This is a genomic window from Jejuibacter sp. L23 (genome assembly GCF_050815825.1).
In the GTDB taxonomy this organism is placed as follows: Bacteria; Pseudomonadota; Gammaproteobacteria; order Enterobacterales; family Enterobacteriaceae; genus Jejubacter; species Jejubacter calystegiae.
Genome location: NZ_CP138199.1, coordinates 1,311,353 through 1,334,346, shown reverse-complemented (window position 1 = coordinate 1,334,346; position 22,994 = coordinate 1,311,353). Strand labels below are relative to the sequence as shown.

At 55.7% G+C, this 22,994-nt stretch carries 23 protein-coding genes and 2 pseudogenes; 15 read left to right on the top strand and 10 right to left on the bottom strand.

Annotated elements, in window-relative coordinates; all coding sequences use genetic code 11:
- Positions 1-312: 312 nt before the first annotated feature.
- Together folD and ybcJ are read left to right on the top strand one after the other, a co-directional pair.
- Positions 313-1,179 (top strand): bifunctional methylenetetrahydrofolate dehydrogenase/methenyltetrahydrofolate cyclohydrolase FolD, encoded by an 867-nt coding sequence (gene folD / locus SCU88_RS06100; protein WP_138096128.1) that lies wholly within the window; start codon positions 313-315, stop codon positions 1,177-1,179.
- Between the two features lies 1 nt (position 1,180).
- Positions 1,181-1,393, top strand: coding sequence for a ribosome-associated protein YbcJ (gene ybcJ, locus SCU88_RS06095; protein ID WP_175339472.1), 213 nt, complete (start codon positions 1,181-1,183; stop codon positions 1,391-1,393).
- Positions 1,394-1,437: 44 nt separating this feature from the next.
- On the opposite strand, the gene SCU88_RS06090 is transcribed toward ybcJ, so the two are convergent.
- The 3 genes from SCU88_RS06090 to cysS form a co-directional block, all read right to left on the bottom strand.
- Positions 1,438-2,688, bottom strand: coding sequence for an MFS transporter (locus SCU88_RS06090; RefSeq protein ID WP_175339471.1), 1,251 nt, complete (start codon positions 2,686-2,688; stop codon positions 1,438-1,440).
- Between the two features lie 3 nt (positions 2,689-2,691).
- A complete protein-coding gene (locus SCU88_RS06085) occupies positions 2,692-3,516 on the bottom strand; it encodes an MBL fold metallo-hydrolase (protein WP_175339470.1) in 825 nt (274 codons plus the stop codon).
- A gap of 266 nt (positions 3,517-3,782) precedes the next feature.
- Positions 3,783-5,168, bottom strand: a complete 1,386-nt coding sequence (gene cysS, locus SCU88_RS06080; RefSeq protein ID WP_175339469.1) for a cysteine--tRNA ligase — start codon at positions 5,166-5,168, stop codon at positions 3,783-3,785.
- A 164-nt stretch (positions 5,169-5,332) separates the two neighbouring features.
- Between cysS and ppiB the strand changes: the two genes are divergently transcribed.
- The 6 genes from ppiB to mnmH all read left to right on the top strand — a co-directional run bounded on the left by ppiB (position 5,333) and on the right by mnmH (position 9,832).
- Complete coding sequence (ppiB, locus tag SCU88_RS06075) at positions 5,333-5,827, top strand: peptidylprolyl isomerase B (protein WP_175339468.1); 495 nt, start codon at positions 5,333-5,335, stop codon at positions 5,825-5,827.
- A gap of 3 nt (positions 5,828-5,830) precedes the next feature.
- Positions 5,831-6,553: a UDP-2,3-diacylglucosamine diphosphatase gene (gene lpxH / locus SCU88_RS06070; RefSeq protein ID WP_175339467.1), complete on the top strand. Its 723-nt coding sequence runs from the start codon at positions 5,831-5,833 to the stop codon at positions 6,551-6,553.
- Positions 6,554-6,598: 45 nt separating this feature from the next.
- Positions 6,599-6,841 (top strand): DUF1158 domain-containing protein, encoded by a 243-nt coding sequence (locus SCU88_RS06065; protein ID WP_138099173.1) that lies wholly within the window; start codon positions 6,599-6,601, stop codon positions 6,839-6,841.
- A gap of 130 nt (positions 6,842-6,971) precedes the next feature.
- On the top strand, positions 6,972-7,478 hold the full coding sequence (gene purE, locus SCU88_RS06060) for a 5-(carboxyamino)imidazole ribonucleotide mutase (protein ID WP_138096121.1): 507 nt from the start codon (positions 6,972-6,974) through the stop codon (positions 7,476-7,478).
- Positions 7,475-8,545 (top strand): 5-(carboxyamino)imidazole ribonucleotide synthase, encoded by a 1,071-nt coding sequence (gene purK / locus SCU88_RS06055; RefSeq protein ID WP_175339466.1) that lies wholly within the window; start codon positions 7,475-7,477, stop codon positions 8,543-8,545. Before purE ends, purK begins: the two co-directional genes overlap by 4 nt.
- Before the next feature lie 162 nt (positions 8,546-8,707).
- Positions 8,708-9,832, top strand: coding sequence for a tRNA 2-selenouridine(34) synthase MnmH (mnmH, locus tag SCU88_RS06050; RefSeq protein WP_175339465.1), 1,125 nt, complete (start codon positions 8,708-8,710; stop codon positions 9,830-9,832).
- Positions 9,833-9,872: 40 nt separating this feature from the next.
- Here the strand turns inward: mnmH and SCU88_RS06045 are convergent, their stop codons facing one another.
- From SCU88_RS06045 to ybbA, 3 genes are all read right to left on the bottom strand, one after another.
- Positions 9,873-11,042 carry a porin gene (locus SCU88_RS06045; protein ID WP_138096118.1) on the bottom strand — a complete coding sequence of 390 codons (1,170 nt, stop codon included), beginning with the start codon at positions 11,040-11,042 and terminating at the stop codon, positions 9,873-9,875.
- A 176-nt stretch (positions 11,043-11,218) separates the two neighbouring features.
- Positions 11,219-13,633, bottom strand: coding sequence for a putative ABC transporter permease subunit YbbP (gene ybbP, locus SCU88_RS06040; RefSeq protein ID WP_175339464.1), 2,415 nt, complete (start codon positions 13,631-13,633; stop codon positions 11,219-11,221).
- Positions 13,633-14,316, bottom strand: a complete 684-nt coding sequence (gene ybbA, locus SCU88_RS06035; RefSeq protein WP_175339463.1) for a putative ABC transporter ATP-binding protein YbbA — start codon at positions 14,314-14,316, stop codon at positions 13,633-13,635. Before ybbA ends, ybbP begins: the two co-directional genes overlap by 1 nt.
- Between ybbA and tesA the strand changes: the two genes are divergently transcribed.
- The 5 genes from tesA to SCU88_RS06010 all read left to right on the top strand — a co-directional run bounded on the left by tesA (position 14,284) and on the right by SCU88_RS06010 (position 18,194).
- Positions 14,284-14,910: a multifunctional acyl-CoA thioesterase I/protease I/lysophospholipase L1 gene (gene tesA, locus SCU88_RS06030; protein WP_138096115.1), complete on the top strand. Its 627-nt coding sequence runs from the start codon at positions 14,284-14,286 to the stop codon at positions 14,908-14,910. The genes ybbA and tesA overlap by 33 nt on opposite strands.
- 28 nt (positions 14,911-14,938) lie before the next feature.
- A complete protein-coding gene (locus SCU88_RS06025; RefSeq protein WP_175339462.1) occupies positions 14,939-15,709 on the top strand; it encodes an SDR family oxidoreductase in 771 nt (256 codons plus the stop codon).
- Between the two features lie 58 nt (positions 15,710-15,767).
- Positions 15,768-16,622 carry a tetratricopeptide repeat protein gene (locus tag SCU88_RS06020; RefSeq protein ID WP_175339461.1) on the top strand — a complete coding sequence of 285 codons (855 nt, stop codon included), beginning with the start codon at positions 15,768-15,770 and terminating at the stop codon, positions 16,620-16,622.
- Positions 16,623-16,818: 196 nt separating this feature from the next.
- A complete protein-coding gene (locus SCU88_RS06015; protein WP_138096112.1) occupies positions 16,819-17,736 on the top strand; it encodes an SPFH domain-containing protein in 918 nt (305 codons plus the stop codon).
- Positions 17,733-18,194 carry an NfeD family protein gene (locus SCU88_RS06010; protein ID WP_421805364.1) on the top strand — a complete coding sequence of 154 codons (462 nt, stop codon included), beginning with the start codon at positions 17,733-17,735 and terminating at the stop codon, positions 18,192-18,194. The genes SCU88_RS06015 and SCU88_RS06010 overlap by 4 nt, the downstream gene beginning before the upstream one ends.
- Here SCU88_RS06010 and cueR read toward each other — a convergent pair.
- The gene (cueR, locus tag SCU88_RS06005; RefSeq protein ID WP_138096111.1) at positions 18,183-18,590 is read right to left on the bottom strand and encodes a Cu(I)-responsive transcriptional regulator; all 408 of its coding nucleotides are present in this window, start codon (positions 18,588-18,590) and stop codon (positions 18,183-18,185) included. The genes SCU88_RS06010 and cueR overlap by 12 nt on opposite strands.
- Before the next feature lie 309 nt (positions 18,591-18,899).
- Between cueR and SCU88_RS06000 the strand changes: the two genes are divergently transcribed.
- Positions 18,900-20,462: an MFS transporter gene (locus SCU88_RS06000; protein WP_175339460.1), complete on the top strand. Its 1,563-nt coding sequence runs from the start codon at positions 18,900-18,902 to the stop codon at positions 20,460-20,462.
- 211 nt (positions 20,463-20,673) lie between these two features.
- Here the strand turns inward: SCU88_RS06000 and SCU88_RS05995 are convergent.
- A pseudogene (locus SCU88_RS05995) lies at positions 20,674-20,898 on the bottom strand (VENN motif pre-toxin domain-containing protein); the annotation flags it as partial.
- Positions 20,899-21,534: 636 nt separating this feature from the next.
- On the opposite strand from SCU88_RS05995, the gene SCU88_RS05990 reads away from it, so the two are divergent.
- On the top strand, positions 21,535-21,897 hold the full coding sequence (locus SCU88_RS05990) for a SymE family type I addiction module toxin (RefSeq protein ID WP_175339458.1): 363 nt from the start codon (positions 21,535-21,537) through the stop codon (positions 21,895-21,897).
- A gap of 52 nt (positions 21,898-21,949) precedes the next feature.
- Here SCU88_RS05990 and SCU88_RS05985 read toward each other — a convergent pair whose 3' ends face one another.
- The gene (locus SCU88_RS05985) at positions 21,950-22,324 is read right to left on the bottom strand and encodes a hypothetical protein (protein WP_175339457.1); all 375 of its coding nucleotides are present in this window, start codon (positions 22,322-22,324) and stop codon (positions 21,950-21,952) included.
- Between the two features lie 45 nt (positions 22,325-22,369).
- Positions 22,370-22,963, bottom strand: a pseudogene (locus SCU88_RS05980) (hypothetical protein); the annotation flags it as partial.
- Between the last annotated feature and the right edge of the window lie 31 nt (positions 22,964-22,994).

Sequence of the window (22,994 nt, the reverse complement as noted above, 5' to 3'; positions counted from 1 at the left end):
ATCATGAGAAAACTCTCTGACTTACGTTAAACCTCAATACGTCAATTATTTTCCTGACAGGAATTTCGCCACGCGGCTAAATTAGTTCAGCACTCTCTGACAAAATAGCGGTTAATACTTTATGAGACTCAAGAAACGTCTTATTAGGCACTAAGAAAAGTAAAGGTCTGTTCCCGGCAACCGTCCAGGCTTCAGCAAGGCGGCTACCGTCAGGCTAAGAAAAGCGGCAATCTGAGACTGACAGCGCGGCGTGCTTCTGACAGAATATGCGCATTCCCCTTCACCCTTGAAACAGATGGAATCCCCTCTCTGATGGCAGCAAAGATTATTGACGGTAAAACGATTGCGCAGCAGGTACGACAGGAAGTTGCGCACAAAGTACAGGTCCGGATTGCGGCAGGCAAACGCGCTCCGGGGCTGGCGGTGATCCTGGTGGGCGCCAACCCGGCGTCACAGATCTACGTCGCCAGCAAGCGCCGGGCCTGTGAAGAGGTGGGCTTCGTCTCCCGCTCTTACGATTTGCCGGAAACCACTACCGAAGCGCAGCTTCTGACGCTGATCGATGAATTGAACGCCGATAACACCATCGACGGTATTCTGGTGCAGCTTCCCCTGCCGGCAGGCATCGATAACGTGAAGGTGCTGGAGCGCATCTCGCCTGATAAAGACGTGGATGGCTTTCACCCCTATAACGTAGGCCGCTTGTGCCAGCGCGCGCCGCGCCTGCGCCCCTGCACCCCGCGCGGTATCGTGACCCTGCTGGAGCGTTATAACATCGACACCTACGGCCTGAATGCCGTGGTGATCGGCGCGTCGAACATCGTTGGCCGCCCGATGAGCATGGAGCTGCTGCTGGCGGGTTGCACCACAACGGTCACCCATCGCTTCACCAAAAACCTGCGTCAGCACGTGGAAAACGCCGATCTGCTGATTGTGGCCGTCGGTAAGCCGGGCTTTATTCCAGGCGACTGGATTAAAGAAGGCGCCATCGTCATCGATGTCGGTATTAACCGACTGGAAAGCGGAAAAGTGGTGGGCGACGTGGTGTTTGACGACGCGGCAAAACGCGCTTCCTGGATTACGCCGGTGCCGGGCGGTGTAGGGCCTATGACGGTCGCCACGCTGATTCAGAACACCCTGCAGGCTTGCGAAGAGTATCACGATAAAGAGGAAGCATAAGATGGCCACCTTTTCACTGGGCAAATACCCACACGTTGAACTGTGCGATCTACTGAAGCTCGAAGGCTGGAGCGAAAGCGGCGCCCAGGCGAAGATCTTTATCGCCGAAGGGCTGGTTCAGGTCGACGGCGTCACCGAAATCCGCAAACGCTGCAAAATCGTCGCCGGTCAGACAGTCACCTTCGATGGACAGAGCATTACCGTCACGGCCTGACCCATAAACGACCTGCGCCAGCGGCAGGTCGTTGTTCCAGGGTATTACAGGCTCCGGCCCGCTGATTGCGTTTCCGCCTCGCCTCTCCTGCCGCGTCGCTCAGACAGATCGTCGCGAAACAGGAGGAAAAAGATGGCTGAGACGATGGCTGCCACAAGCGCGGGCCAGACCCAGAAAGACTGCCACTGCGCCAGCCCTTCCGAACCAGGCGCGTTCACCGTATGGTTGAAAATCTGGCCACAAACCGTCGAGGCGAATAGTAGCCCTGCTCCGTTGGAAACGATAAAACGCAGGCTCTGCGCCTGGGCTTTAATGGCCTCTCCGGCTTTACGATCGACATAAATATCTGCCACCGTAAAGAAAAAATCCCAGCAAAAACCCTGCAGTAGTAGTCCCACCAGCACCCAAACCATCGCATCATCCACTGCGGCATGTGCAAAAAACAAGCTACGCACCACCCAACATACCGCACCGATCAGTAACGTCACTTTAAAACCGATTCTCAGCAGAATAAACGACAGCAGGAACATAAAAATAACTTCGCTGGCGATGCCAATCTGCATCATGGTAGCGGCATTGTCGAATCCCAGCGCCTTCAGAAATACCGGTATATAGGCGGAATAGGCCGTTTTGGGGATCATGAGCACCAGGATACTGAGCATCAGAATGGTAAAGTTGCGCTCCTTAAACAGCGCCAGCGCATCCAGACACAGCAGATCGCGAAGCATGAAGGACCGCCCCCGGGCCTTCGGCGGCGTATCCGGCAATGTAAAGCAGTATAGTCCCAGCGCCACGCCGGACGCGGCGGCGATATACCAGGCCATGGTATCCCCCGAATAGCCCATCTGGCCGATAATAAAACCAATCGCCATAAAGCCGAAGGTACCGAAGACGCGAATAACCGGAAAATATTTCACCCCGTCAATATGGTGAAAGCTAATGCTATTCGACAGTGCCGTTGTGGGATAGAACAGAATACCAACGATAAAAATCATCAGTAGCGTCATAGTGGCATTCTGAGCCTCAATAAACTGAGGGGTATAAAAGATCACGCAGGCATTAATCAGATGAAGAATCCCCATCACCTTCTGGGAGGCGAAAAAGCGGTCGGCGATCATGCCGGTAAATAGCGGAGAAATAATCGTCGCCACGCCGAGCAGGCCATAGGCGGTACCAATAATACTGGCCATGCCGTATGAGCTTAATACCAGTCCCATTGTCATATTCCATGCCCCCTGCATGAAATACTGAACAAACATCATGATTAATAATCGGGGGGTTGTACTGTATTTCATTATTCATCCCTGACTGTTAACAATGAGACCATCCCATGCCGCAATCATATTTCTGGCCTGGCACCAGGCCACCAGCGTCTCATGACATTGCGCGCTGCTGTGTGAGATATGCGATAACACCACCTGGCTCTGCTCGCCCAGGCTATTTTGATTTCGAAGCTTTTCAACGGCGGCACAAACCGTCGACAAACTCATATGATTATCGGTCCGATTTCCCTGCCGATCGCCATAGGTGCACTCCAGCACCGCGATATCAATGCTTTTTCCCGACAGCCAACGCCAGGTAGATTCTGGAAACCAACCGGAGTCGTGGCCGTAAAACAGCGCGCAGCCGCCCTTTTCGATATAGTAGAGGTAGCACTGTTCCCACCTCGCATGATTCGCCAGTAATGGCGTTACCTGATATTTTCCGCAGCGCACCGTGACAAACGGCACCAGACGATGAAAGCGGAATCGCTGTTCGCTATAGCCATTCAGGATATTCAGACAACCCGTGATAGCCATGTCGTTGCCATAAATATTAAGTGGATGATCCAGACCGTGACCGAAACCTTCCATCCGGCTGAACAGTTCCCCTGCATTAAAGTGATCGGGGTGGGTATGAGTAAACAGCAGCTCGGTTATCGCCGAACCATCAAGACCGTCACGTAATATCTGATGACTGAAGGTCGGCGCCAGATCGATTAACAGAACATCGTCGATAATGGCCGACGAATGGGTACGTACCTCCTTACCTTTTACTTTTCGGGCTTGCTGACATATATCACAGCGACAGAATGGATTGGGGATACCTTCAGATGCCCCGCTACCAAGAAAGTGAATTTTCATTATTGTCATCCTTGCTCTTTTTGTAGAAATATTAAGATCGCTTTGCCCCTAATATTTTCAACAATGAACAAGTGGGCAGAATACACAATGAAAAATTGGTGAAAAAGCGAACGCAATCAAAACAATAATGTCAGGCAAACAGACTGGCGATAAAAATTTATGCCCCGGCCCGCAACAATTTGTACAGCACAGTTTCTGACAACAAAAACGCCCACGGCAGTACAAGCCGTGGGCGTTTTGACAAAACGTACGCTTCTAAAAAGGCGTTATTTACGACGCCAGATGGTTCCCTGTGGGCCATCTTCCAGCACAATCCCCATCTCGTTCAGGCGATCGCGCGCCATATCCGCCGTGGCCCAGTCCTTTGTTTTACGGGCATCGTTACGCTGTTTGATCAGCGCTTCAATTTCTGCCACTTCGCTATCGTCGGACTGCGCACCGCTCTGCAGGAACTGTTCCGGTTCCTGTTCCAGCAGACCCAGCACCCCGGACAGCTTGCGCATATGGGCCGCCATCCCGTTCGCCGCCGCCATATCTTCCGACTTCAGACGGTTAACCTCGCGCGCCATATCGAACAGCACCGAGTAGGCTTCAGGGGTGTTGAAGTCATCATCCATCGCTTCCCGGAAGCGCGCTTCAAATTCGTCGCCCCCCGCAGCTGCCACCCTGCTGTCGGTACCGCGCAGCGCGGTGTACAGACGTTCCAGCGAGGCGCGGGCCTGCTTGAGATTCTCTTCGCTGTAGTTAAGCTGGCTGCGATAGTGGCCGGACATCAGGAAATAACGGATGGTTTCAGCATCGTAGTGCTTCAGTACATCGCGCACGGTGAAGAAGTTGCCCAGCGATTTGGACATCTTTTCGCGATCCACCATCACCATACCGGAGTGCATCCAGGTGTTAACGTATTCGCCGTCGTGGGCACAGGTGGACTGCGCGATTTCGTTTTCGTGGTGCGGGAACATCAGATCCGAACCGCCGCCGTGAATATCGAAGTGGCTGCCCAGCTGTTTGCAGTTCATGGCGGAACATTCGATATGCCAGCCAGGACGCCCTTCGCCCCACGGAGAAGGCCAGCTCGGCTCACCAGGCTTGGACATCTTCCACAACACAAAGTCCATCGGGTTGCGTTTGGCATCGGCCACTTCTACCCGGGCGCCGGCCTGCAGCTGTTCCAGGTCCTGGCGCGACAGCAAACCGTATTGCGGATCCGTCGGCACCGAGAACATCACGTCGCCATTGCCAGAAACATAGGCATGGCCACGTTCGATCAGACGCTCGGTCAGCGCAATAATCTCCGGAATATGGTGCGTGGCGCGCGGCTCGCTGTCCGGACGCAGAATATTCAGCGCATCGAAGTCCTGGTACATCTCAGCGATCATGCGGTCCACCAGCGCGTTGAAGGACTCACCGTTCTCCTGGGCGCGGCGAATGATCTTATCGTCGATATCGGTAACGTTACGCACGTATTTCAGCTTATAGCCCAGAAAACGCAGATAGCGGGCCACCACATCGAAAGCGACGAAGGTACGGCCATGGCCGATATGACAGAGGTCGTAAACGGTTATCCCACACACGTACATCCCTACTTCACCGGGGTGAATAGGTTTGAACTCTTCTTTTTGGCGACTCAGGGTATTAAAGATTTTCAACATCTGAAGATTCCATGTAAACGTGTGTCAGGGGGAAAAGCGCTATATCTTACCCGGAATTCCACGGGGACGCAGCACGCTTTGTCAGGTGTTTCCTTCGGCTGACTTATGCTATAAAGGCCCCCACATCTGCCGCAATACGCATGAACAATTATAGGATGCATAACATGGTTACTTTTCACACCAACTTTGGCGATATCGTTATCAAAACCTTCGACGATAAAGCGCCGGCTACCGTGAAGAACTTTCTGGATTACTGCCGTGAAGGTTTCTACGACAACACCATTTTCCACCGTGTGATCAATGGGTTTATGGTGCAGGGCGGCGGCTTTGAGCCGGGTATGAAGCAGAAAACCACCCGCGATCCGATTCAGAACGAAGCCAACAACGGCCTGAAAAACACCCGTGGCACCCTGGCCATGGCGCGCACTCAGGCACCACATTCCGCCACCGCTCAGTTCTTTATTAACGTCGTCGATAACGACTTCCTGAACTTCAGCGGCGAAAGCCTGCAGGGCTGGGGTTACTGCGTCTTCGCCGAAGTGGAAGAAGGGATGGACGTGGTCGACCAGATCAAAGCCGTCTCTACCGGCCGCAGCGGGATGCATCAGGATGTACCGAAAGAAGACGTGATCATCAAAAGCGTGACCGTTAGCGAGTAATTCGTGGCCACCCTGTTTATCGCAGATCTCCATCTCTGCGCGGAAGAACCGGCGATTACCGCCGGTTTTCTGCGTTTTCTGGCGGGCGATGCCAGAAAGGCCGATGCGCTCTATATTCTGGGCGATCTGTTTGAAGCCTGGATCGGCGACGACGATCCCGAACCGCTACACCGCCAGGTGGCGCAAGCGCTACGTTCTCTCGTCGACAGCGGCGTGCCCTGCTTCTTTATTCACGGCAATCGCGACTTTCTGGTGGGCCAGCGCTTCGCCAGGGAGAGCGGTATGCAGCTACTGCCTGAAGAGCAGGTGCTTTCGATAGACGGGCGCCGGGTGCTGATTATGCACGGCGACACCCTGTGCACCGACGACCATGGCTATCAGGCCTTCCGGGCCCGGGTGCATCAGGGCTGGCTGCAAACGCTGTTCCTGGCCCTGCCGCTGTTCATACGTAAGCGCATCGCCGCACGTATGCGTGCCGGGAGCAAAGCCGCCAACGGCAGTAAATCTATGGAGATCATGGATGTGAATCAGCAAGCCGTGCGTGAGGCCATGTCGCGCCAGCAGGTGCGCTGGCTGATACATGGCCATACCCATCGTCCGGCGATCCACCCCCTTGATGTTGACGGTGAGCCGGCATGGCGCTGCGTGCTGGGCGCCTGGCATCGGGAAGGGTCGATGATCCGCGTCACCGCCGATGATGTGGAACTGGTCGCCTTCCCGTTCTGAGGATGGCCACCGTTTAAGCAATTTTTAAATTCAGGATTAATCGCGATGAAACCCACTTCCGAGCCAGTGCTGACCGCAGGCGGCATCCTGCTGCTGGCCTTTCTTTCCTGTCTGCTGCTGCCCGCGCCGCTGCTGGGTCAGGAACTGGCGCAAAAGCTGATGAGCCTGTTTCACTTTGTGGATATGAATCAGCTCTACACCATTATTTTCTGCCTGTGGTTTCTGTTTCTGGGCGCTATTGAGTATCTGGCGATCCGTTTTATCTGGCGGCGCTGGTTTGCCGTCTGAGCCCGGCAAGGTTGCCGGGTAACTTCGCTACGCAACCGTTTTCCTTCCCGGTTTTACGTGCTATTCTCTGAGCCCTTCATTTGTGATGAACGCCGTCGTTTTATCCCTATCCACAGGAGTTTCAGGACGCATGTCTTCAAACCAGGCTACCCGCATCGCTATTGTTATGGGTTCCCGCAGCGACTGGGCCACCATGCAGTATGCCGCCGATGTCCTTACCGACCTTAATGTTCCGTTTCATGTCGAAGTCGTTTCTGCGCACCGCACGCCGGACAAACTGTTCAGCTTCGCCGAAACAGCCCATGACAACGGTTATCAGGTTATCATCGCAGGCGCCGGCGGCGCCGCCCATCTGCCCGGTATGCTGGCCGCCAAAACCCTGGTGCCGGTGCTGGGCGTACCGGTACAGAGCGCGGCCCTGAGCGGCGTAGACAGCCTCTACTCCATTGTGCAGATGCCGCGCGGCATTCCGGTCGGCACCCTGGCCATTGGCAAAGCGGGAGCGGCTAACGCCGCGCTACTGGCGGCACAAATTCTGGCGCAGCACGACGCAGAACTCTGGCAGCGCCTGGAAGCGTTCCGCCGCCAGCAGACCGAAGATGTGCTGGAAAATCCCGATCCCCGGGAGGAAGCATGAAGCAGGTCTGCGTACTGGGTAACGGCCAGTTGGGCCGGATGCTGCGTCAGGCCGGTGAGCCGCTGGGTATCACCGTCTGGCCGGTAGGGCTGGATGCTGAACCGGAAGCCGTTCCGGTTCAGCAGAGCGTCATCACCGCCGAAATCGAACGCTGGCCGGAAACCGCGCTGACCCGCGAACTGGCCCGCCACCCGGCCTTTGTCAACCGGGATGTTTTCCCCATCATCGCCGATCGCCTGACCCAGAAGCAGCTGTTCGACAGGCTGAACCTGGCCACCGCCCCATGGCAGTTGCTTGCCTCTCCGGACCAATGGCCTGCGGTATTCGAAAGGCTGGGCGACCTTGCCATCGTCAAACGCCGCACCGGCGGTTACGATGGCCGCGGCCAGTGGCGGCTGGGCCAGAATGATGCCGACACGCTTCCCGATGAATGCTACGGCGAGTGCATCGTCGAACAGGGCATCCATTTTTCCGGCGAAGTGTCGCTGGTCGGCGCCCGCGCCCATAACGGTGCTACGGTGTTCTATCCCCTCACCCATAACCTGCATCAGGACGGTATCCTGCGTACCAGCGTCGCCTTCCCCCACGCGGATGCCGACCAGCAGCGCCAGGCCGAAACCATGCTGGGCGCCATTATGCAGGAGCTGAATTACGTGGGCGTGATGGCGATGGAGTGCTTCGTGACTCCCGCCGGTCTGCTGATTAACGAGCTGGCCCCCCGGGTGCACAACAGCGGCCACTGGACCCAGAACGGCGCCTCTGTCAGCCAGTTTGAACTGCACCTGCGCGCCATCCTCGACCTGCCTCTACCGCAACCGGCGGTCGACAGCCCGTCGGTCATGGTGAACCTGATCGGCAGTCATCTGAATTATGACTGGCTGAAGCTGCCGCTGGTGCACCTGCACTGGTACGACAAAGAGGTGCGCCCGGGACGTAAGGTAGGCCATCTCAACCTGAGCGCCAGCGATCCGCGCCGGTTAAGCGATACCCTTAAGGCCCTGACGCCGCTTCTGCCGCCAGAATATGCCAGCGGGCTGGCCTGGGCTCAGGCTCATCTTAACGGCTGAATCTCCCCCACAGGCGGCCATCCGGTCGCCTGATGCCCACTAAAACGCACGATATTCTCCCCTGAGCGTTGCGCCCATGCCTTATGGCTACGTAAAATAGCGCTACTGCATTTTGCATTTCACTCGCCACGATCTCTTATCGTCGGCCATAAGGTCTGTTCAATGGATAACGCTTCCCCGGTGCGTCCTGATAGCCAGGACTACCGTGATATCATTCTTTCCGGCGTGCCGCTGCTGGATGTGCGCGCCCCGGTGGAATTCGCTCAGGGTTCGCTGCCCGGCGCCCGCAACCTGCCGTTAATGAATGACGACGAACGCGCCCGGGTCGGCACCTGTTACAAGGCAGAAGGTCAGAAAGCCGCGATAGCGCTTGGCCACTCGCTGGTGCGCGGCGAGGTACGGGAAGCGCGCATGGCCGCCTGGCGTGACTGGTGCCAGCATCATCCCAACGGTTATCTTTACTGCTCGCGCGGCGGCCTGCGTAGCCATCTGGTGCAGCAGTGGCTGCGGGAAAGCGGGGTCCAGGCTCCGTTGATCGAAGGCGGCTATAAAGCGGTACGCCGCTATATGATGAGCGCCCTTGGCCGCCTGAGCCTGCGCCCTATGGTGCTGGTCGCCGGTAATACCGGCTGTGGAAAAACGCTGATGGTGCGCGACTTCGCCTGCGGCGTCGATCTGGAAGGGCTGGCCCGCCACCGCGGCTCCTCCTTCGGGCGCACTACCGAACCTCAACCCAGCCAGGCGAACTTCGAAAACCGCCTGGCGGCCATGATGGTACAGAAATCCCGGGCCCAGAAGGGCTGGAGCGACTTCTTCTGGCTGGTGGAAGACGAAGGCCCGGCCATCGGCTCACGCCATATACCCAAACCCTTTCGGGCACAGATGGAACAGGCGGAAATCGTGGTGATTGACGATCCGCTCCCGCTGCGGCTTGAACGCCTGGAAGAGGAGTACTTCGTCAGCATGGCGGCAGCCTTTATCGCCCGGCAGGGTGAAGAGTCCGGCTGGCTGGCTTTTGCGGAATATCTGCGTCACGGCATGTTCGCCATTCGTCGCCGTCTGGGGGAAGAGCGCTTTGTTCAGCTAAATGGGATTCTTGAGCAGTCGTTGCAGGAACATCAACGGCGCGGTCATGCCGCAGCCCACCTCGACTGGCTGACGCCGCTACTGCGCGACTATTACGATCCCATGTATCGCTATCAGCTCGCTAAAAAGGCCCAGCGAATTGTGTTCGAAGGAGATTCACAGCAGGTCAGGGAGTGGCTGGCGCAGCGCGGCGCCCGGTAGCGGAAAGACCGCGGGCCGCAATGGCCCGCGGATAACGACATCAGAAGTCGTAACGCAGACGCACCAGGTTCATATCGCCCTGATCGTCGGTGCTGGAGGTAAACACGTGTTCGTACTGAACGGAGAACCCGTAGTCGAACTTGAAGTTGATACCCAGACCGTTGTCGATACGCTTCCAGTTGGTGCCGTTCACGAACTCCAGACGGTCGCCCATGATGTACGGCTGAATGCCCTTAACCAGATACTGATTAATCGGGAATTCATAACCGATGAAGTATTCATAACCCCAGGCGTCATCAGCAAAGTAGTTATCTTTGGTGACCAGCGAACGGGTAAATCCGCTCTTCATCGGCAGATAGTTCTGGTACCAGCCCAGACCAGCCGCCAGCGTCCAGTTATCCGGGGTCCAGCTCAGGGCCGTACCGTAGATATTCTGGTTATAGGTGGTGCTGTCAGTACCGTCATAGTTGCGAACTTTGGCACGGGTATAGTTCCACGCCAGACCCCAGGTCAGATCGTCGCTGATGTGGTAATCCACACCCAGCGAGCCGCCGCCTTTACGCTTGTACTGACCCTTGCCGTCGTTCAGATTCAGCGTATCGTCGAACAGCCATGCGGCGTAAACATCGAAATCGCCGTAGGTGTTTTTGTATTTCAGCATGTTACGTGAACGATAGGAACCATCGTAGTCGCCGTTGATACCGTTACCCGGCGCCTGGGCCAGCATATCGTAGTCCCAGATATCGGTTTTCACGCCGACAACGTCATAGTAGACGCTGTTCTGCTGACCGAAGGTCAGGGTACCCCAGGTGTCGCTCTTGAAACCGGTGTAGAGCATACGACGGGTGGTATCGTTAGCGCCGTCGGCATAGTGGTTATGCCACTTAAGCACCGCCGGAATGTTCACGCCCAGCTCGTAGTAGCCTACCCAACTGATGTCATCGAACAGATAGTAATCAGCTGCGAAGCGGAAACGTGTGCCGCCATCGAAGACATTACGTTTATATGAACCATTATCATATCCGCCTGTCATATTATTTATCTGCGGACGAATACTACCGCCGACAGTAAAGTTCAGACGACTCAGCGGATTCCCTGGTTGTGGATCCTGCTTGATTAACGTGATTTCTGCCTGAGCCGCGAACGAGGTCGCGCCCAGCACCACCGCGACGCCGACCAGTTTTGCCAGCGCAGTTATTTTTGTTTTCATTTTTTATCCCTTATTGCCATTGCTTGCCAAAAGCACAGGCATGTTATCGCTTATTTGTTGCAATTTCGGATAGGTCTTTAACGTTACGTGCTGTTAAGGGATATCTTATTTATGAACAAATGTTACAAAAATAAAAAAACGCCACATAACGTGATGTGGCGCACAGAATATGGAAACTAACTGCTAAATCGACGGTAAAGAGCGCGACCTTTCAACAGTCGGGTGCCCAACCAGCCGCCGCACAGCGACAGCAACACGCCGCCGCACAGCGGTAACACAATCCACAAACGCCATTCCGGCTCCCAGGGAAAATCGAACACCCGGGTCTGTAGCATCGCCAGCGCCGTTTCGGCCCCTATTGCCGCCACCAGGCCAGATACCACGCCCAGTACGGCAAACTCGCACCACAATGTCGTTCTGAGCAGGCGCTTGCTGGCCCCCAGGGTACGGCACACCACCAGTTCCTGATGACGCTGACGCATCCCCACCTGAACCTGAGCCAGCAACAGCAGCACACCGCAGGCGGTGACCAGAATCACCATCACCTCCAGCGCGCGGCTGACCTGCTCCAGCACCTGCCCCACCTGTTTCAGGATCGCGCCGATATCCAGCAGGCTGACGGTGGGAAAATGACGATTCAGCTCAGTCAGCATGCGTGGATCCCCATCCCAACGCATGCTGGTCAGCCAGCTTTGCGGCTGACCATCCAGCGCGCCGGGCGGAAAGATAAAGAAGAAATTGGGGCGCAGGCTTTCCCACTCCACCCGCCGCAGGCTGGTCACTTTCGCGCTAAAACTCTGGGTATCGCCGCTAAAGGTAAGCTGTTGGCCCAGTCGAATATTCAGGCGCTTAGCCAGCCCCTCTTCAATGGATACTTCCCCCGTTTTGGGCGGCCAGCTTCCTGCCACGATGGGATTACGGGGCGGTAGCGCACTCTGCCAGGTCAGATTCAGCTCGCGGTTCAACGCTTCATCACGATTTCCCTCCGTCCCCTTTCCGTCGATTTCAGTCAGACGGGCCCGTACAATGGGATACCAGGCATCGGGGATCAGTTGGTGATCCGCCAGGAACTCCTTCAGTGGCTGAATCTGCGACGGACTGATATTGACCAGGAAATAATTCGGACTGTCCGGCGGCAGCTGCTGGCGCCAGCGATCCAGCATATCGCCGCGCAGCACCAGCAACAGCGCCAGCAGCATAAAGGAGAGCGAAAAGGCCGCCAGCTGGCTCAGGGTTGCCCAGGGCTGGCGCAGCAGACGACTGACCGCCAGACGCATTGGCAACGCGCCCAGGGTCAGGCGGCCAAGCAGACGCAGTAATAGCCACCCGATCACGCCGCACAATGCAGCCAGCACCACGGCGCCAGCCAGTACCGCCCACAGCAGCGCACTGCCACCCATCAACAGCGCCAGCAGCGCCACCACCACGCAGGCCGTTAGCGGTAGCCAGATCTTCAGCGGCCAGATGTTGGCGATCGCATCGCGACGCAGCACCCGTACCGGCCGCGTCGCCAACAGCAGCCGGTACGGCCGCAGCCCCACCAGCAGGGAAATCACCACCATACCGCCGATGGCCCATAACCATGGCCAGGGGCTGGCAGCGGGCAATGACACCGGCAGCACCGGCGCCAGCGCATGCAGCAACAGACGTTCAAACAGCAGCCCCACCGCACCACCGGCCAGCGCCGACAGCGCCAGTAACATCAACCACTGACCGACAATTAACCGGCTCAGCGCGGCACGCCCGGCCCCCAGGGTTTTCAGAATCGCCACCAGATCGTAACGACTGCGGCAGTAATGGCTCATCGCTACCGCCACGGCCGCCACCGCCAGCAGCAGCGTCAACAGCGCCGAAAGCAGCAGGAACTGGCGCGAGCGCTCCATCGATTTGCCCAGCGCCCCTTCATCCTGATCCAGGCCATACCAGCGCTGCTCCGCCGACAGTTGCGGCGTCAGCCAGGATTCAAACCGGGCCAGCGACGACTCAGAACCGCCGAACTTATAGCGCCAGGTCAGGCGGCTACCGGGCTGTACCGCGCCGGTGGCGGGAACGTCCGCCAGATTCATCATCAGGCGCGGCGCCATACGAAACGGGTTAAATCCGGCGTCCGGCTCCTGCAACACCTCGCCGACGATCTTCAGTTCGGTATCGCCAACTTCCAGGGTATCGCCGGGCTTTAGCCCCAACAGCGCCATCAACCTCGGTTCGAGCAATGCCGTGCCGGGCGCCGGTTTCAGCCCCTGTGGACGCGTCAGCAGTTCGCCATACATCGGGTAGATATCATCCACCGCTTTGACGCTCGCCAATTGCGGACGATCCCCGGCGAAGGTCATAGTGCTGAAGGTAAGCTGCTGCCCCACGCTCAGGCCGTCGCTACGCGCCTGATTCAGCCAGCCATCCGGTACGGCGCGCGGCGCGCGTAACGCCCTATCCCCCGCCAGAAACTCCCGACTTTGCTGACTGAGCCCGCGTTCCATACGATCGCTGATATTGCCCAACGCCAGTACGCAGGCCACCGCAAGACTCAGGGCCATCCAGACAATCAGCAAAGAGGGTGAGCGCCATTCGCGCCAGAACCAGCGTATAACCATCACTCCTCCTTCAACTGGCCGTCGCTCAGGCGCAGACGCCGATCGCAGCGTGCCGCGAGCTGGAGATCGTGGGTCACCAGAATCAGCGTGGTGGCGTGATCCCGATTCAGGGAGAAGAGCAGATCGGCGATCCGCTCACCGGTCTGTCGGTCCAGGTTACCCGTGGGCTCATCGGCAAACAGCAGCGCCGGGCGGCCAATAAAGGCTCTCGCCAGCGCTACCCGCTGCTGCTCCCCGCCAGAAAGCTGGGCAGGAAGATGATGAAGACGCTTACCAAGCCCCAGTTGTTCCAGCAACGCTCTGGCCTGCTCGCGGCTGGCGGCGTCGTTCTCACCACGCAGCAGCGCGGGCAACTGAACATTTTCCAGGGCGTTCAGCGTCGGTACCAGCATAAACGACTGGAAAACAAAGCCGACGCTGCTGGCGCGCAGCGCGGCGCGCGCCTCTTCATCCATGGTATGGAGCGGTTTACCCAACAGCATGACCTGACCGCTGGAACCATCATCCAGCCCCGCCAGAATCGACAGCAGCGTCGATTTTCCCGATCCCGATTCGCCAATCAGGGCGATGGTTTCGGCTGGTTTGACAACAAGCTCAACTCCGGTAAGGATGGTGAGCTCGTGCTCCCCCTCTCCGACGGATTTCTTAAGATGATGAACTTCAAGAATGTTTTCCGCTGGCATCTGCCCTTCCTGTTACTGGCTCTGATGGTCGCCCGCGCGGCCAGCGCAGAGACCTTACTGGTTTTGGGGGATAGCCTGAGCGCCGGTTACCGTATGTCTGCCGGCGCCGCCTGGCCTGCACTACTCAATAAAAAATGGCAGCCTGATATCCGGGTGGTGAACGCCAGCATTAGCGGCGATACCGCACCTCAGGCGCTGTCGCGCCTGCCCGGACTGCTAAAACAGCACCAGCCGCGCTGGGTGCTTATCGAACTGGGGGGCAACGATGGTTTACGCGGCTTCCCTCCCGCCGACATCGAAAAAACGCTGCGTCAGGCGATTAACGAAGTAAAGACCACTCAGGCCCAACCGTTACTCATGCAAATTCAGCTCCCGGCCAACTATGGCCGACGCTACAATGAAGCCTTCAGCGCCATTTACCCCCGGCTCGCGAAAGAATTTTCCGTTCCCCTGCTGCCCTTCTTTATGAAAGAGGTTTATCTCAAACCCGGGTGGATGCAGGAGGATGGTATCCATCCCAGCCCGGAAGCCCAGTCGTTTATTGCTGACTGGATGGCCGACAAGCTGGCCCCCATAGTTAATCACGGCTCCTGAATCACCAGGGAAGAAACGACGTAAAGTTATGCAAAAAAACGTGTTAATAACAGGCTGTTCCAGCGGTATTGGCCTGGCCTGCGCCGCCGAATTACAGCGCCGGGGCTGGCGCGTACTGGCCGCCTGCCGTAAACCGGATGATGTCGAGCGCATGAACCAGTTGGGCTACACCGGTATTGAACTCGATCTGGATTCGCCGCAAAGCGTATCCCGGGCCGCGCAACAGGTGATTGAACTAACCAATGGTCGCCTGTATGGACTGTTTAATAACGCCGGCTACGGGCTCTATGGCCCGCTGACTACCATCGATCGCCAGCAGATGGAGCAGCAGTTCGGCGCTAACTTTTTTGGCGTCCACCAGCTCACTATGCTGCTGTTACCGGCAATGGCCCCCCACGGCGAAGGACGTATTGTGATGACCAGCTCCGTGATGGGACTGGTCGCCACTCCCGGGCGCGGCGCCTACGCGGCCAGCAAATATGCGCTGGAAGCCTGGAGCGATACGCTAAGGATGGAGTTACGCCACAGCGGTATTAAGGTCAGCCTGATCGAACCCGGCCCGATTCGCACCCGGTTTACCGCCAACGTCAACCAGACCCGTCACGATGCCCCCGTCGAAAACCCGGGTATCGCCGCACGCCTCTCACTGGGCCCTGAAGCGGTGGTGGCGAAGGTGTGTCATGCGCTGGAAAGTTCGCGCCCCAAACTGCGCTATCCGGTTACCCTGGTGGCTCACGCGATAAGAGTGCTAAAACGCCTGCTTCCCGATCGGGCGCTGGATAAAATATTGCAGGGGTGAGTTGAAGCACGACATCGTGCCCCCATGTAGAGATGAAACGCTAAACAGAGAGTGACCCATGTCCACACAGACGATTATCGACATCAGCGAAGCGAACCTGCGCCAGACGCTGGAACAATCCATGACGGTCCCCGTGCTGTTCTACTTCTGGTCGGAGCGTAGCCAGCACTGTCAGCAGCTTACCCCGGTGCTCGAAAGCCTCGCCAACCAGTATCACGGGCAGTTTGTGCTGGCGAAGGTGGACTGTGACGCGGAACAGATGCTGTCCTCGCAGTTTGGCCTGCGCGCCATCCCGACCGTCTACCTGTTCCAGAATGGCCAGCCGGTAGATGGTTTTGAAGGTCCTCAGCCGGAAGAGGCGATTCGCGCTCTGCTGGATAAAGTGCTGCCGCGTGAAGAGGAGTTGAAGGCCCAGGAAGCGGCTCAACTGATGCAGGAAGGCAAATTTGACGAAGCGCTACCGCTGCTGAAAGAGGCCTGGCAGCTTTCCGGTCAGGCGAGTGAATACGGCCTGCAGCTGGCGGAAGTTCAGTTAACCCTGAACCGCCCTGACGATGCCGAAGCGGTACTGAAAACCATCCCGCTTCAGGATCAGGATACCCGCTATCAGGGGCTGCTGGCGCAGATCGATCTGCTACGCCAGGCCGCGGATACCCCGGAAATTCAGCAGCTTCAGCAGCAGGTTGAACAGAACCCGAACGATCCCCAGCTCGCGGCTCAGCTGGCGCTTCAGCTTCAGCAGGTGGGGCGCAATGAAGAGGCGCTGGAATTGCTGTTCGGTCATCTGAAACAGGATCTGGGCGCCGGTAATGGCGAAGTCCGCAAGCTGTTCCAGGAAATTCTGGCCGCGCTGGGTACTGGCGATCCGCTGGCTTCCCGTTTCCGCCGCCAGCTTTACTCCCTGCTCTACTGATTTCCCCGGGGCCGTTTACGGCCCCGATTTCCCCTCCCCGTTACCGCGCGTTCTATTCTGCGAACAATGTTCTGAATCCATGAAAAATGGCGCAATCTATTAGTATTAGCCACACTTGAACACATATAATCCCTACGGTTTTATTATTGCGATATTGAATATTTCAATGACTTGAGCGGAAACAGGAGGGTTTTCGATGATGATGGTGATTCTGGTTCTGATTATTGTGGCGCTGGTAGTGGTGGCCGCCGGAGTAAAAATTGTGCCTCAGGGTTTCCAGTGGACCGTAGAGCGCTTTGGCCGCTATACCCGCACGCTTCAGCCCGGACTGGGGCTGGTGGTGCCGTTTATGGATCGCATCGGCCGCAAGATCAATATGATGGAGCAGGTCCTTGATATCCCCTCTCAGGAGGTTATCTCTCGCGATAACGCCAATGTCTCCATCGATGCCGTCTGTTTTATTCAGGTGATTGACCCCGCCAAAGCGGCCTATGAGGTCAGTAATCTTGAGCTGGCTATCATCAACCTGACGATGACTAATATCCGTACCGTGCTTGGCTCAATGGAGCTGGATGAAATGCTCTCTCAGCGCGACAGCATTAACAGCCGCCTGCTACACATCGTCGATGACGCCACCAACCCCTGGGGCGTGAAGATCACCCGTATAGAGATTCGCGATGTGCGCCCCCCCGAAGAGCTCATCTCTTCGATGAACGCCCAGATGAAAGCGGAGCGTACCAAACGCGCCTATATTCTGGAGGCGGAAGGCATACGTCAGGCCGAAATCCTGAAAGCGGAAGGCGACAAACAGTCGCGTATTCTGCGGGCCGAAGGCGACCGCCAGTCGGCATTCCTTGAAGCCGAAGCCCGCGAACGCCAGGCCGAAGCGGAAGGCCGGGCAACCCAAATGGTTTCCGAGGCCATCGCCGCCGGAGATATCCAGGCCATCAACTACTTTGTCGCCCAGAAATACACTGAAGCGCTACAGCAGATTGGCGGCGCCGACAACAGCAAAGTGGTGCTGATGCCGCTGGAAGCCAGCAGCCTGATGGGCTCCATCGCCGGGATCGGCGAACTGCTCAAGGAGAGCGCGAAAGAGCGTAAATCATCATGATTGCCGCCATGCTGGTCGAACATCCGCACGTTTTCTGGCTGACGCTGGGGGGATTATTGCTGGCCGCCGAAATGCTGGGTACCGGCGGTTATCTGCTGTGGAGCGGCATTGCCGCCGTAATTGTCGGCGCCTTAAGCTGGCTGCTGCCCCTGAGCTGGGAATGGCAGGGCGTCAGCTTCGCCCTGCTGACGGTGCTGTGCGCCCTCTGCTGGTGGCGCTGGATGGCCACCCGCAACCGCGAACAGCCCGCAACCGGCATCAATCAGCGCGGTCAGTCGATGATTGGTCAGGTGCTGCTGCTGGACGAGCCCTTAATCAACGGACGTGGCCAGATCCGGGTCGGTGATGGTCGCTGGCCCGTTGTCGCCAGCAGCGATCTGCCTGCCGGAACGCGAGTAAAGGTGGTGGCGATAGAGGGGATCACGCTACGGATAGAGGCCTGCCCTTCAGGCCTGTGAGCGACGGCAGCAGCCAGACAGGTTATCGATAATCGGACAGTCTGCGCCATCATCCCCCGGGCAGCTTTCCGCAAGCGCCAGCAACTGCTGGCGCATATCCTTCAACTCTTCAATATGGCGTTCGATATCCGCGACTTTTTGCAAGGTACGCGCTTTTACGTCCGCGCTGTGACGCTGAGGGTTATTGAACAGGCCAATCAGTTCCCGACACTCTTCCAGATTAAAACCCACCTGACGCGCCTGACGCAGCAGCGTTAGCTCCTCCAGATGCTTCTGATCATAGCTGCGGTAGCCGTTTTCGCTGCGAGCCGGTGCCGTCACCAGTCCCTTCTCTTCATAAAAGCGGATCGCCTTACTGGTCAGCCCGGTGCGTTTCGCCACATCGCTAATGTTCATGCTGCCTCCTGTATCTTGCTTGCTACCGGCTAGTTTACGCGCAATAACCCTGGGGGCAAGAGGTAGCCCACTGAGGGGAAAATCCCCCCTCCTGACATCCTTCATTACGCTCAAAATCACACAGGGAAATAGTTTCATTTAGCAATCATTGTTTGAAGTTAATACTGTTAACTGCATCCCAAATTTACCCGATAACCCCGTCTGATTACGGTAAATGGGATGAAAATCACAAAAAAACATCCCAGCCAATAATACAAAACACATAACCAATAAAAACAAAACATTGTTTTACTTAATGGCGAGGCGTTTATGAACGTAGAAAAACCCATTTTATTCCGGCATCAACTGGCCTATGGCGGGGGAAATTTATTAGGTAGCGGCGCACTGGCCATTGCCGGCATCTGGTTACTCTATTTCTACACCACTTTCTGCGGCCTGACGCTGATAGAAGCGACAGCGATTTTCTCTGTCGCCAGCGTCATCGACGCCATCAGTAACCCACTGATGGGTTATCTCTCTGACAATTTTGGTAAAACCAGGCCTGGAAAACGATTTGGCCGCCGCCGCTTCTTTATTCTACTGGGCATTCCGCTGATGCTGTTCTATCCGTTTTTATGGGTAGAAGGCTTCGGTTTCTGGTATTACCTTTCCACCTATGTGTTGTTTGAACTGATCTACACCTCGGTCATGGTTCCCTATGAAACGCTCGCCACAGAAATGACCACCGACTTCGCGGCGCGCTCTAAACTGACTGGCTACAAAGCCATTTTTGGTAAGATTGCTAACTTCCTGGCGGCATTCATTCCGGGACAGTTCATTCTGATCTATGGTAAAGATTCTGCGGAGCCTTTCTTTTTTACCGCGTTAACCTATGGCGTTATTTTATGCTGTGCCATCAGCATGCTGTATTTATTTTCCTGGGAGCGTCAGGAGCCAGATAGCGCGCCGGCCGAAGAGAAAAAAATGACGCTGGCGAGAACAATGTTAACCCTGGTGCGCGACATGAAATCGACCTTCCATCTGCGCGTATTTCGTAAGCATCTGGGTATGTACCTGTGCGGTTTCGGCGCAGAATGGCTGTTCGCTTCGGTTTTCACCTATTTCATCATTTTTGTACTGCAATACGATCCCGCCATGGTGGCTGGATTAAGCAGCCTGAACTCCGTGCTACAGCTTTTCTCTACGGCGATTTTTATTGCCATCTGTGTAAAGCACAGTTTCAGTAAACCCTATATTCTGGCGCTGTCCATCGTCATATTCTCTGTTATTTGCTATAGCCTGCTCTATGTTCTTAAGGTACCGCAGCAATATGCAACGGCGGCGATGCTGGCGATCACCGTCGTGTTCGGTATCGGTACCGGCGGCGTTTATTATATCCCCTGGACGGTTTACACCTTTCTGGCAGATATTGATGAAGCCTTTACGGGCCGCCGCCGGGAAGGGATCTACGCGGGGGCGATGACCTTCTCTGGCAAGCTGATGCGCTCGGTTATCGTCTTCGTGATGGGCGCGATTCTCAGTTTCTACGGCTTCCAGTCTAAGTCCCATACGCAACCAGAAAGCGCCGTAATGGCGATTGCCGCGGTATTTTGCATTGGCGTTATCTCCCTTGCAGTCATGGGGATGCTTTTCAGTCATCAGATGAAGCTGAACCGCAAAACGCACCTGATAGTGCTTGCTGAAGTGGCAAGAATCAAAGCGGGCGGCGAAATAGCCCAGGTGGCGCCAGACGTACGCGCGGTAATGGAAGAGTTAATCGGCTATTGCTATGAGGAGTGCTGGGGCAACAGCAAGGTGTGCCGCAAAATATTCGATACGCCCGCCGAGGTAGAAAGTGGATCGGAGCTGGCGAGCACCACACAGCAAGGGTAGCGGGAGGTGCTCTGAGAAATCAATCACCACCTCCTCTGGAGGTGGTTTAGGGATAACAATGGAAAAGACGGCCAGATAATGGTCGTTTTTTATTTTATCAATGGTCGCTATTGCGCCGTCTGTCCATATTTTGGTGAGCGGGGGCCATACAACAAGCCACCATTTTTCCCTGCGCTAAACAACCGTATACTGGTCACTTCGGCAATATCATGTGCTTTATCGTATAGTCCGCCTGATTGTGGATATCGCTCCAGCCCAGCGTCCCCGTATCCAGACGGTTATTCTCAGGCGATGCCGTCGAGGCTATCACTGCCCCATCCAGTTGCGTATGTTCGCCCACCGTTACATCGAAACCGCCCTTACCCGCAAACAGTCCCGTCTGCTCCTGCACCGAATCAAAATTGCTGTGCATCTTGTCCCGGCTGGCGCTCACGCTCGCCGAACCGCTGGCAGAAGGCACCCATCCCGGCCTGAAAATCGCCGCAGCGTTCACGGCTGCCAGGGTCAGCCCGACAGGACGTCGGGCTGAGGGCGTGCGGCACACGGACGTGCCGTCACGCCCGACCCGTCCGGCTGCCGGGAATGAGCGGAGGACAAAATTGCCGGGAGCAATTTTGAACAACGCCGCAGGCGTTGCCCGAAGGGACCGGCCCAGGGATGGGCCGGGTTATACCCGAAGGGCGATTTTCACGCCGGAAAGCCAGGTTGTAAGGAGGCGGCGCTTGAGCCTCCTTACCCGTTCACCGGCACCGGAACTGACAGAGGAAAAAGAAACTCAAAGTGAACGGAACATTCACCGTGAGAACATATTTCTCCCGAAAACAGCTGCACAGTGAAAAAATAGTTCCGCCAATGTAACGATACTGAAATTTACTTTAAATCTTGCGAGCCCGGCTCAGAAATCAAAAACCAAATACACCACTGTAATTAATAACAGGTTAAAGTAACGGCAATCCTTAATTTATGAATGCAGGAATCCAGCAGCGAAGATACGCTATTAATACAGACGCGGCCCGCCAGTGCGCTAACACTGACAGGCCGCTGACCACAACCAACTGAACAGGAGTTGATTATGGCTGATGCATATCATAAGCCACAGGCGGTTATTTCCAAAACACAACGCAACCTGAAAGTCGGATATACCAGCATGCGTCACGAAAATTCCACGACCGGTATAACCACGCGCTACAGCCGAAGCCCCAGCCTGCACCTGAAAGGCAACTGGCTGAGCGAAGTCGGATTTGAAACCGGCACCCAGGTCGAAGTTAAAGTGCTGCCGGGCTGTCTGATTGTGCTGGCACAGGAAGCCACCCCACCTGAGCCGGAGATCATGCAGGCTCTGCGTAAGGTCTGTAAGCTTTCCACCCGTAAGCAGCGCCAGGTCACGGATCTGATCGAGGCGATCAGCAGGCCGCAGAAGCAGAACGGTAACTGACTGGTCTGTAAAGTAAAATCCCGCCGGTAAAGGGCGGGATTTGTGCTTCAGATTATTGGCTTATACCTAAGCGAAACATTTCAGTGGGGAATAATGGTTGTATTATCACTTCATTATTAAAAATAAATAACTTTGGTGATAAGGCTGTGACGTCGTAAATATTTTCAGCAATCAGGCTTAACCTTGACCTAAAAACGGGGATATCCGCATCATCCGCAAAAACGAATACTTCGTCATTTTCTATATGATGTGCACTCAATAGAGCATCAATATTCTCATAATCTGAATATTTTATTACTGACCATGTAACACTTCCTTTCACAAGAGGATATTTATTTAAAATATCAATAGCTTCCTGCTGAGCTTTGCCCTCAACCATATTAAAATCAGCACTTAGTGCTTCTCGACACTCATCAAACAAAGTCATTTACTCTACCTGTTTAGCTGTTTAGCTGTTTAGCTGTTTAGCTGTTTAGCTGTTTAGCTGTTTCAATATAGATTCAAAAGACTTCTCATTACATTCAAAAGGTATTACTTGCTTCACGGCTTTTCCTGGCCCTTTACCTTGAGAATAATCCCATATGTTGATATGTGTACCTTTTTCAGGATCATAATCAACACGCCAACCCACTTTGCCATCACTGGATTGTCGTCCAATAACCTTTCCATTCCCGGCACTTACTTCTAAACGCCCAATAACTGGTTTAAAATTTGCACCTAAATTACCTACGAGATCCAATGCCTTGTTTCGAGCGCTTTCCCAGTTTTTCTCTGGCTTAAGGACCTGTTCAATTTTAGGCTGAGCGCCTCCCTTCGTCTTACTAATCTCACCAAATGCCGAAGCCGCAGCACTCGCTACAATACCCGCCTGAACCTCATCCAGGCCATATTCTTTCTGGAGTGCTTCAGACACTTTCTGAGTGGCAACAACACCTTCAGCCTGCATCTGCTGCGCAAACGTCGCCGTCAGATCATAGACCATCTTGATCGGGATATCTTCTCCCAAAGCGCGATCTATTACCTGCTTCACCGCGAGACTGTCGGTCAGCACATCACCATATTTCTGCTAGCAGCTCCCAGGAAGTTATTCTCAACAA

Bases quoted from the DNA above. Each gene is read 5' to 3' on its own strand.
- folD (WP_138096128.1), top strand. From the start codon at position 313: ATGGCAGCAAAGATTATTGACGGTAAAACGATTGCGCAGCAGGTACGA.
- ybcJ (WP_175339472.1), top strand. From the start codon at position 1,181: ATGGCCACCTTTTCACTGGGCAAATACCCACACGTTGAACTGTGCGAT.
- SCU88_RS06090 (WP_175339471.1), bottom strand. From the start codon at position 2,688: ATGAAATACAGTACAACCCCCCGATTATTAATCATGATGTTTGTTCAG.
- SCU88_RS06085 (WP_175339470.1), bottom strand. From the start codon at position 3,516: ATGAAAATTCACTTTCTTGGTAGCGGGGCATCTGAAGGTATCCCCAAT.
- cysS (WP_175339469.1), bottom strand. From the start codon at position 5,168: ATGTTGAAAATCTTTAATACCCTGAGTCGCCAAAAAGAAGAGTTCAAA.
- ppiB (WP_175339468.1), top strand. From the start codon at position 5,333: ATGGTTACTTTTCACACCAACTTTGGCGATATCGTTATCAAAACCTTC.
- SCU88_RS06065 (WP_138099173.1), top strand. From the start codon at position 6,599: ATGAAACCCACTTCCGAGCCAGTGCTGACCGCAGGCGGCATCCTGCTG.
- purE (WP_138096121.1), top strand. From the start codon at position 6,972: ATGTCTTCAAACCAGGCTACCCGCATCGCTATTGTTATGGGTTCCCGC.
- purK (WP_175339466.1), top strand. From the start codon at position 7,475: ATGAAGCAGGTCTGCGTACTGGGTAACGGCCAGTTGGGCCGGATGCTG.
- mnmH (WP_175339465.1), top strand. From the start codon at position 8,708: ATGGATAACGCTTCCCCGGTGCGTCCTGATAGCCAGGACTACCGTGAT.
- SCU88_RS06045 (WP_138096118.1), bottom strand. From the start codon at position 11,042: ATGAAAACAAAAATAACTGCGCTGGCAAAACTGGTCGGCGTCGCGGTG.
- ybbP (WP_175339464.1), bottom strand. From the start codon at position 13,633: ATGGTTATACGCTGGTTCTGGCGCGAATGGCGCTCACCCTCTTTGCTG.
- tesA (WP_138096115.1), top strand. From the start codon at position 14,284: ATGATGAACTTCAAGAATGTTTTCCGCTGGCATCTGCCCTTCCTGTTA.
- ybbA (WP_175339463.1), bottom strand. From the start codon at position 14,316: ATGCCAGCGGAAAACATTCTTGAAGTTCATCATCTTAAGAAATCCGTC.
- SCU88_RS06025 (WP_175339462.1), top strand. From the start codon at position 14,939: ATGCAAAAAAACGTGTTAATAACAGGCTGTTCCAGCGGTATTGGCCTG.
- SCU88_RS06020 (WP_175339461.1), top strand. From the start codon at position 15,768: ATGTCCACACAGACGATTATCGACATCAGCGAAGCGAACCTGCGCCAG.
- SCU88_RS06015 (WP_138096112.1), top strand. From the start codon at position 16,819: ATGATGATGGTGATTCTGGTTCTGATTATTGTGGCGCTGGTAGTGGTG.
- SCU88_RS06010 (WP_421805364.1), top strand. From the start codon at position 17,733: ATGATTGCCGCCATGCTGGTCGAACATCCGCACGTTTTCTGGCTGACG.
- cueR (WP_138096111.1), bottom strand. From the start codon at position 18,590: ATGAACATTAGCGATGTGGCGAAACGCACCGGGCTGACCAGTAAGGCG.
- SCU88_RS06000 (WP_175339460.1), top strand. From the start codon at position 18,900: ATGAACGTAGAAAAACCCATTTTATTCCGGCATCAACTGGCCTATGGC.
- SCU88_RS05990 (WP_175339458.1), top strand. From the start codon at position 21,535: ATGGCTGATGCATATCATAAGCCACAGGCGGTTATTTCCAAAACACAA.
- SCU88_RS05985 (WP_175339457.1), bottom strand. From the start codon at position 22,324: ATGACTTTGTTTGATGAGTGTCGAGAAGCACTAAGTGCTGATTTTAAT.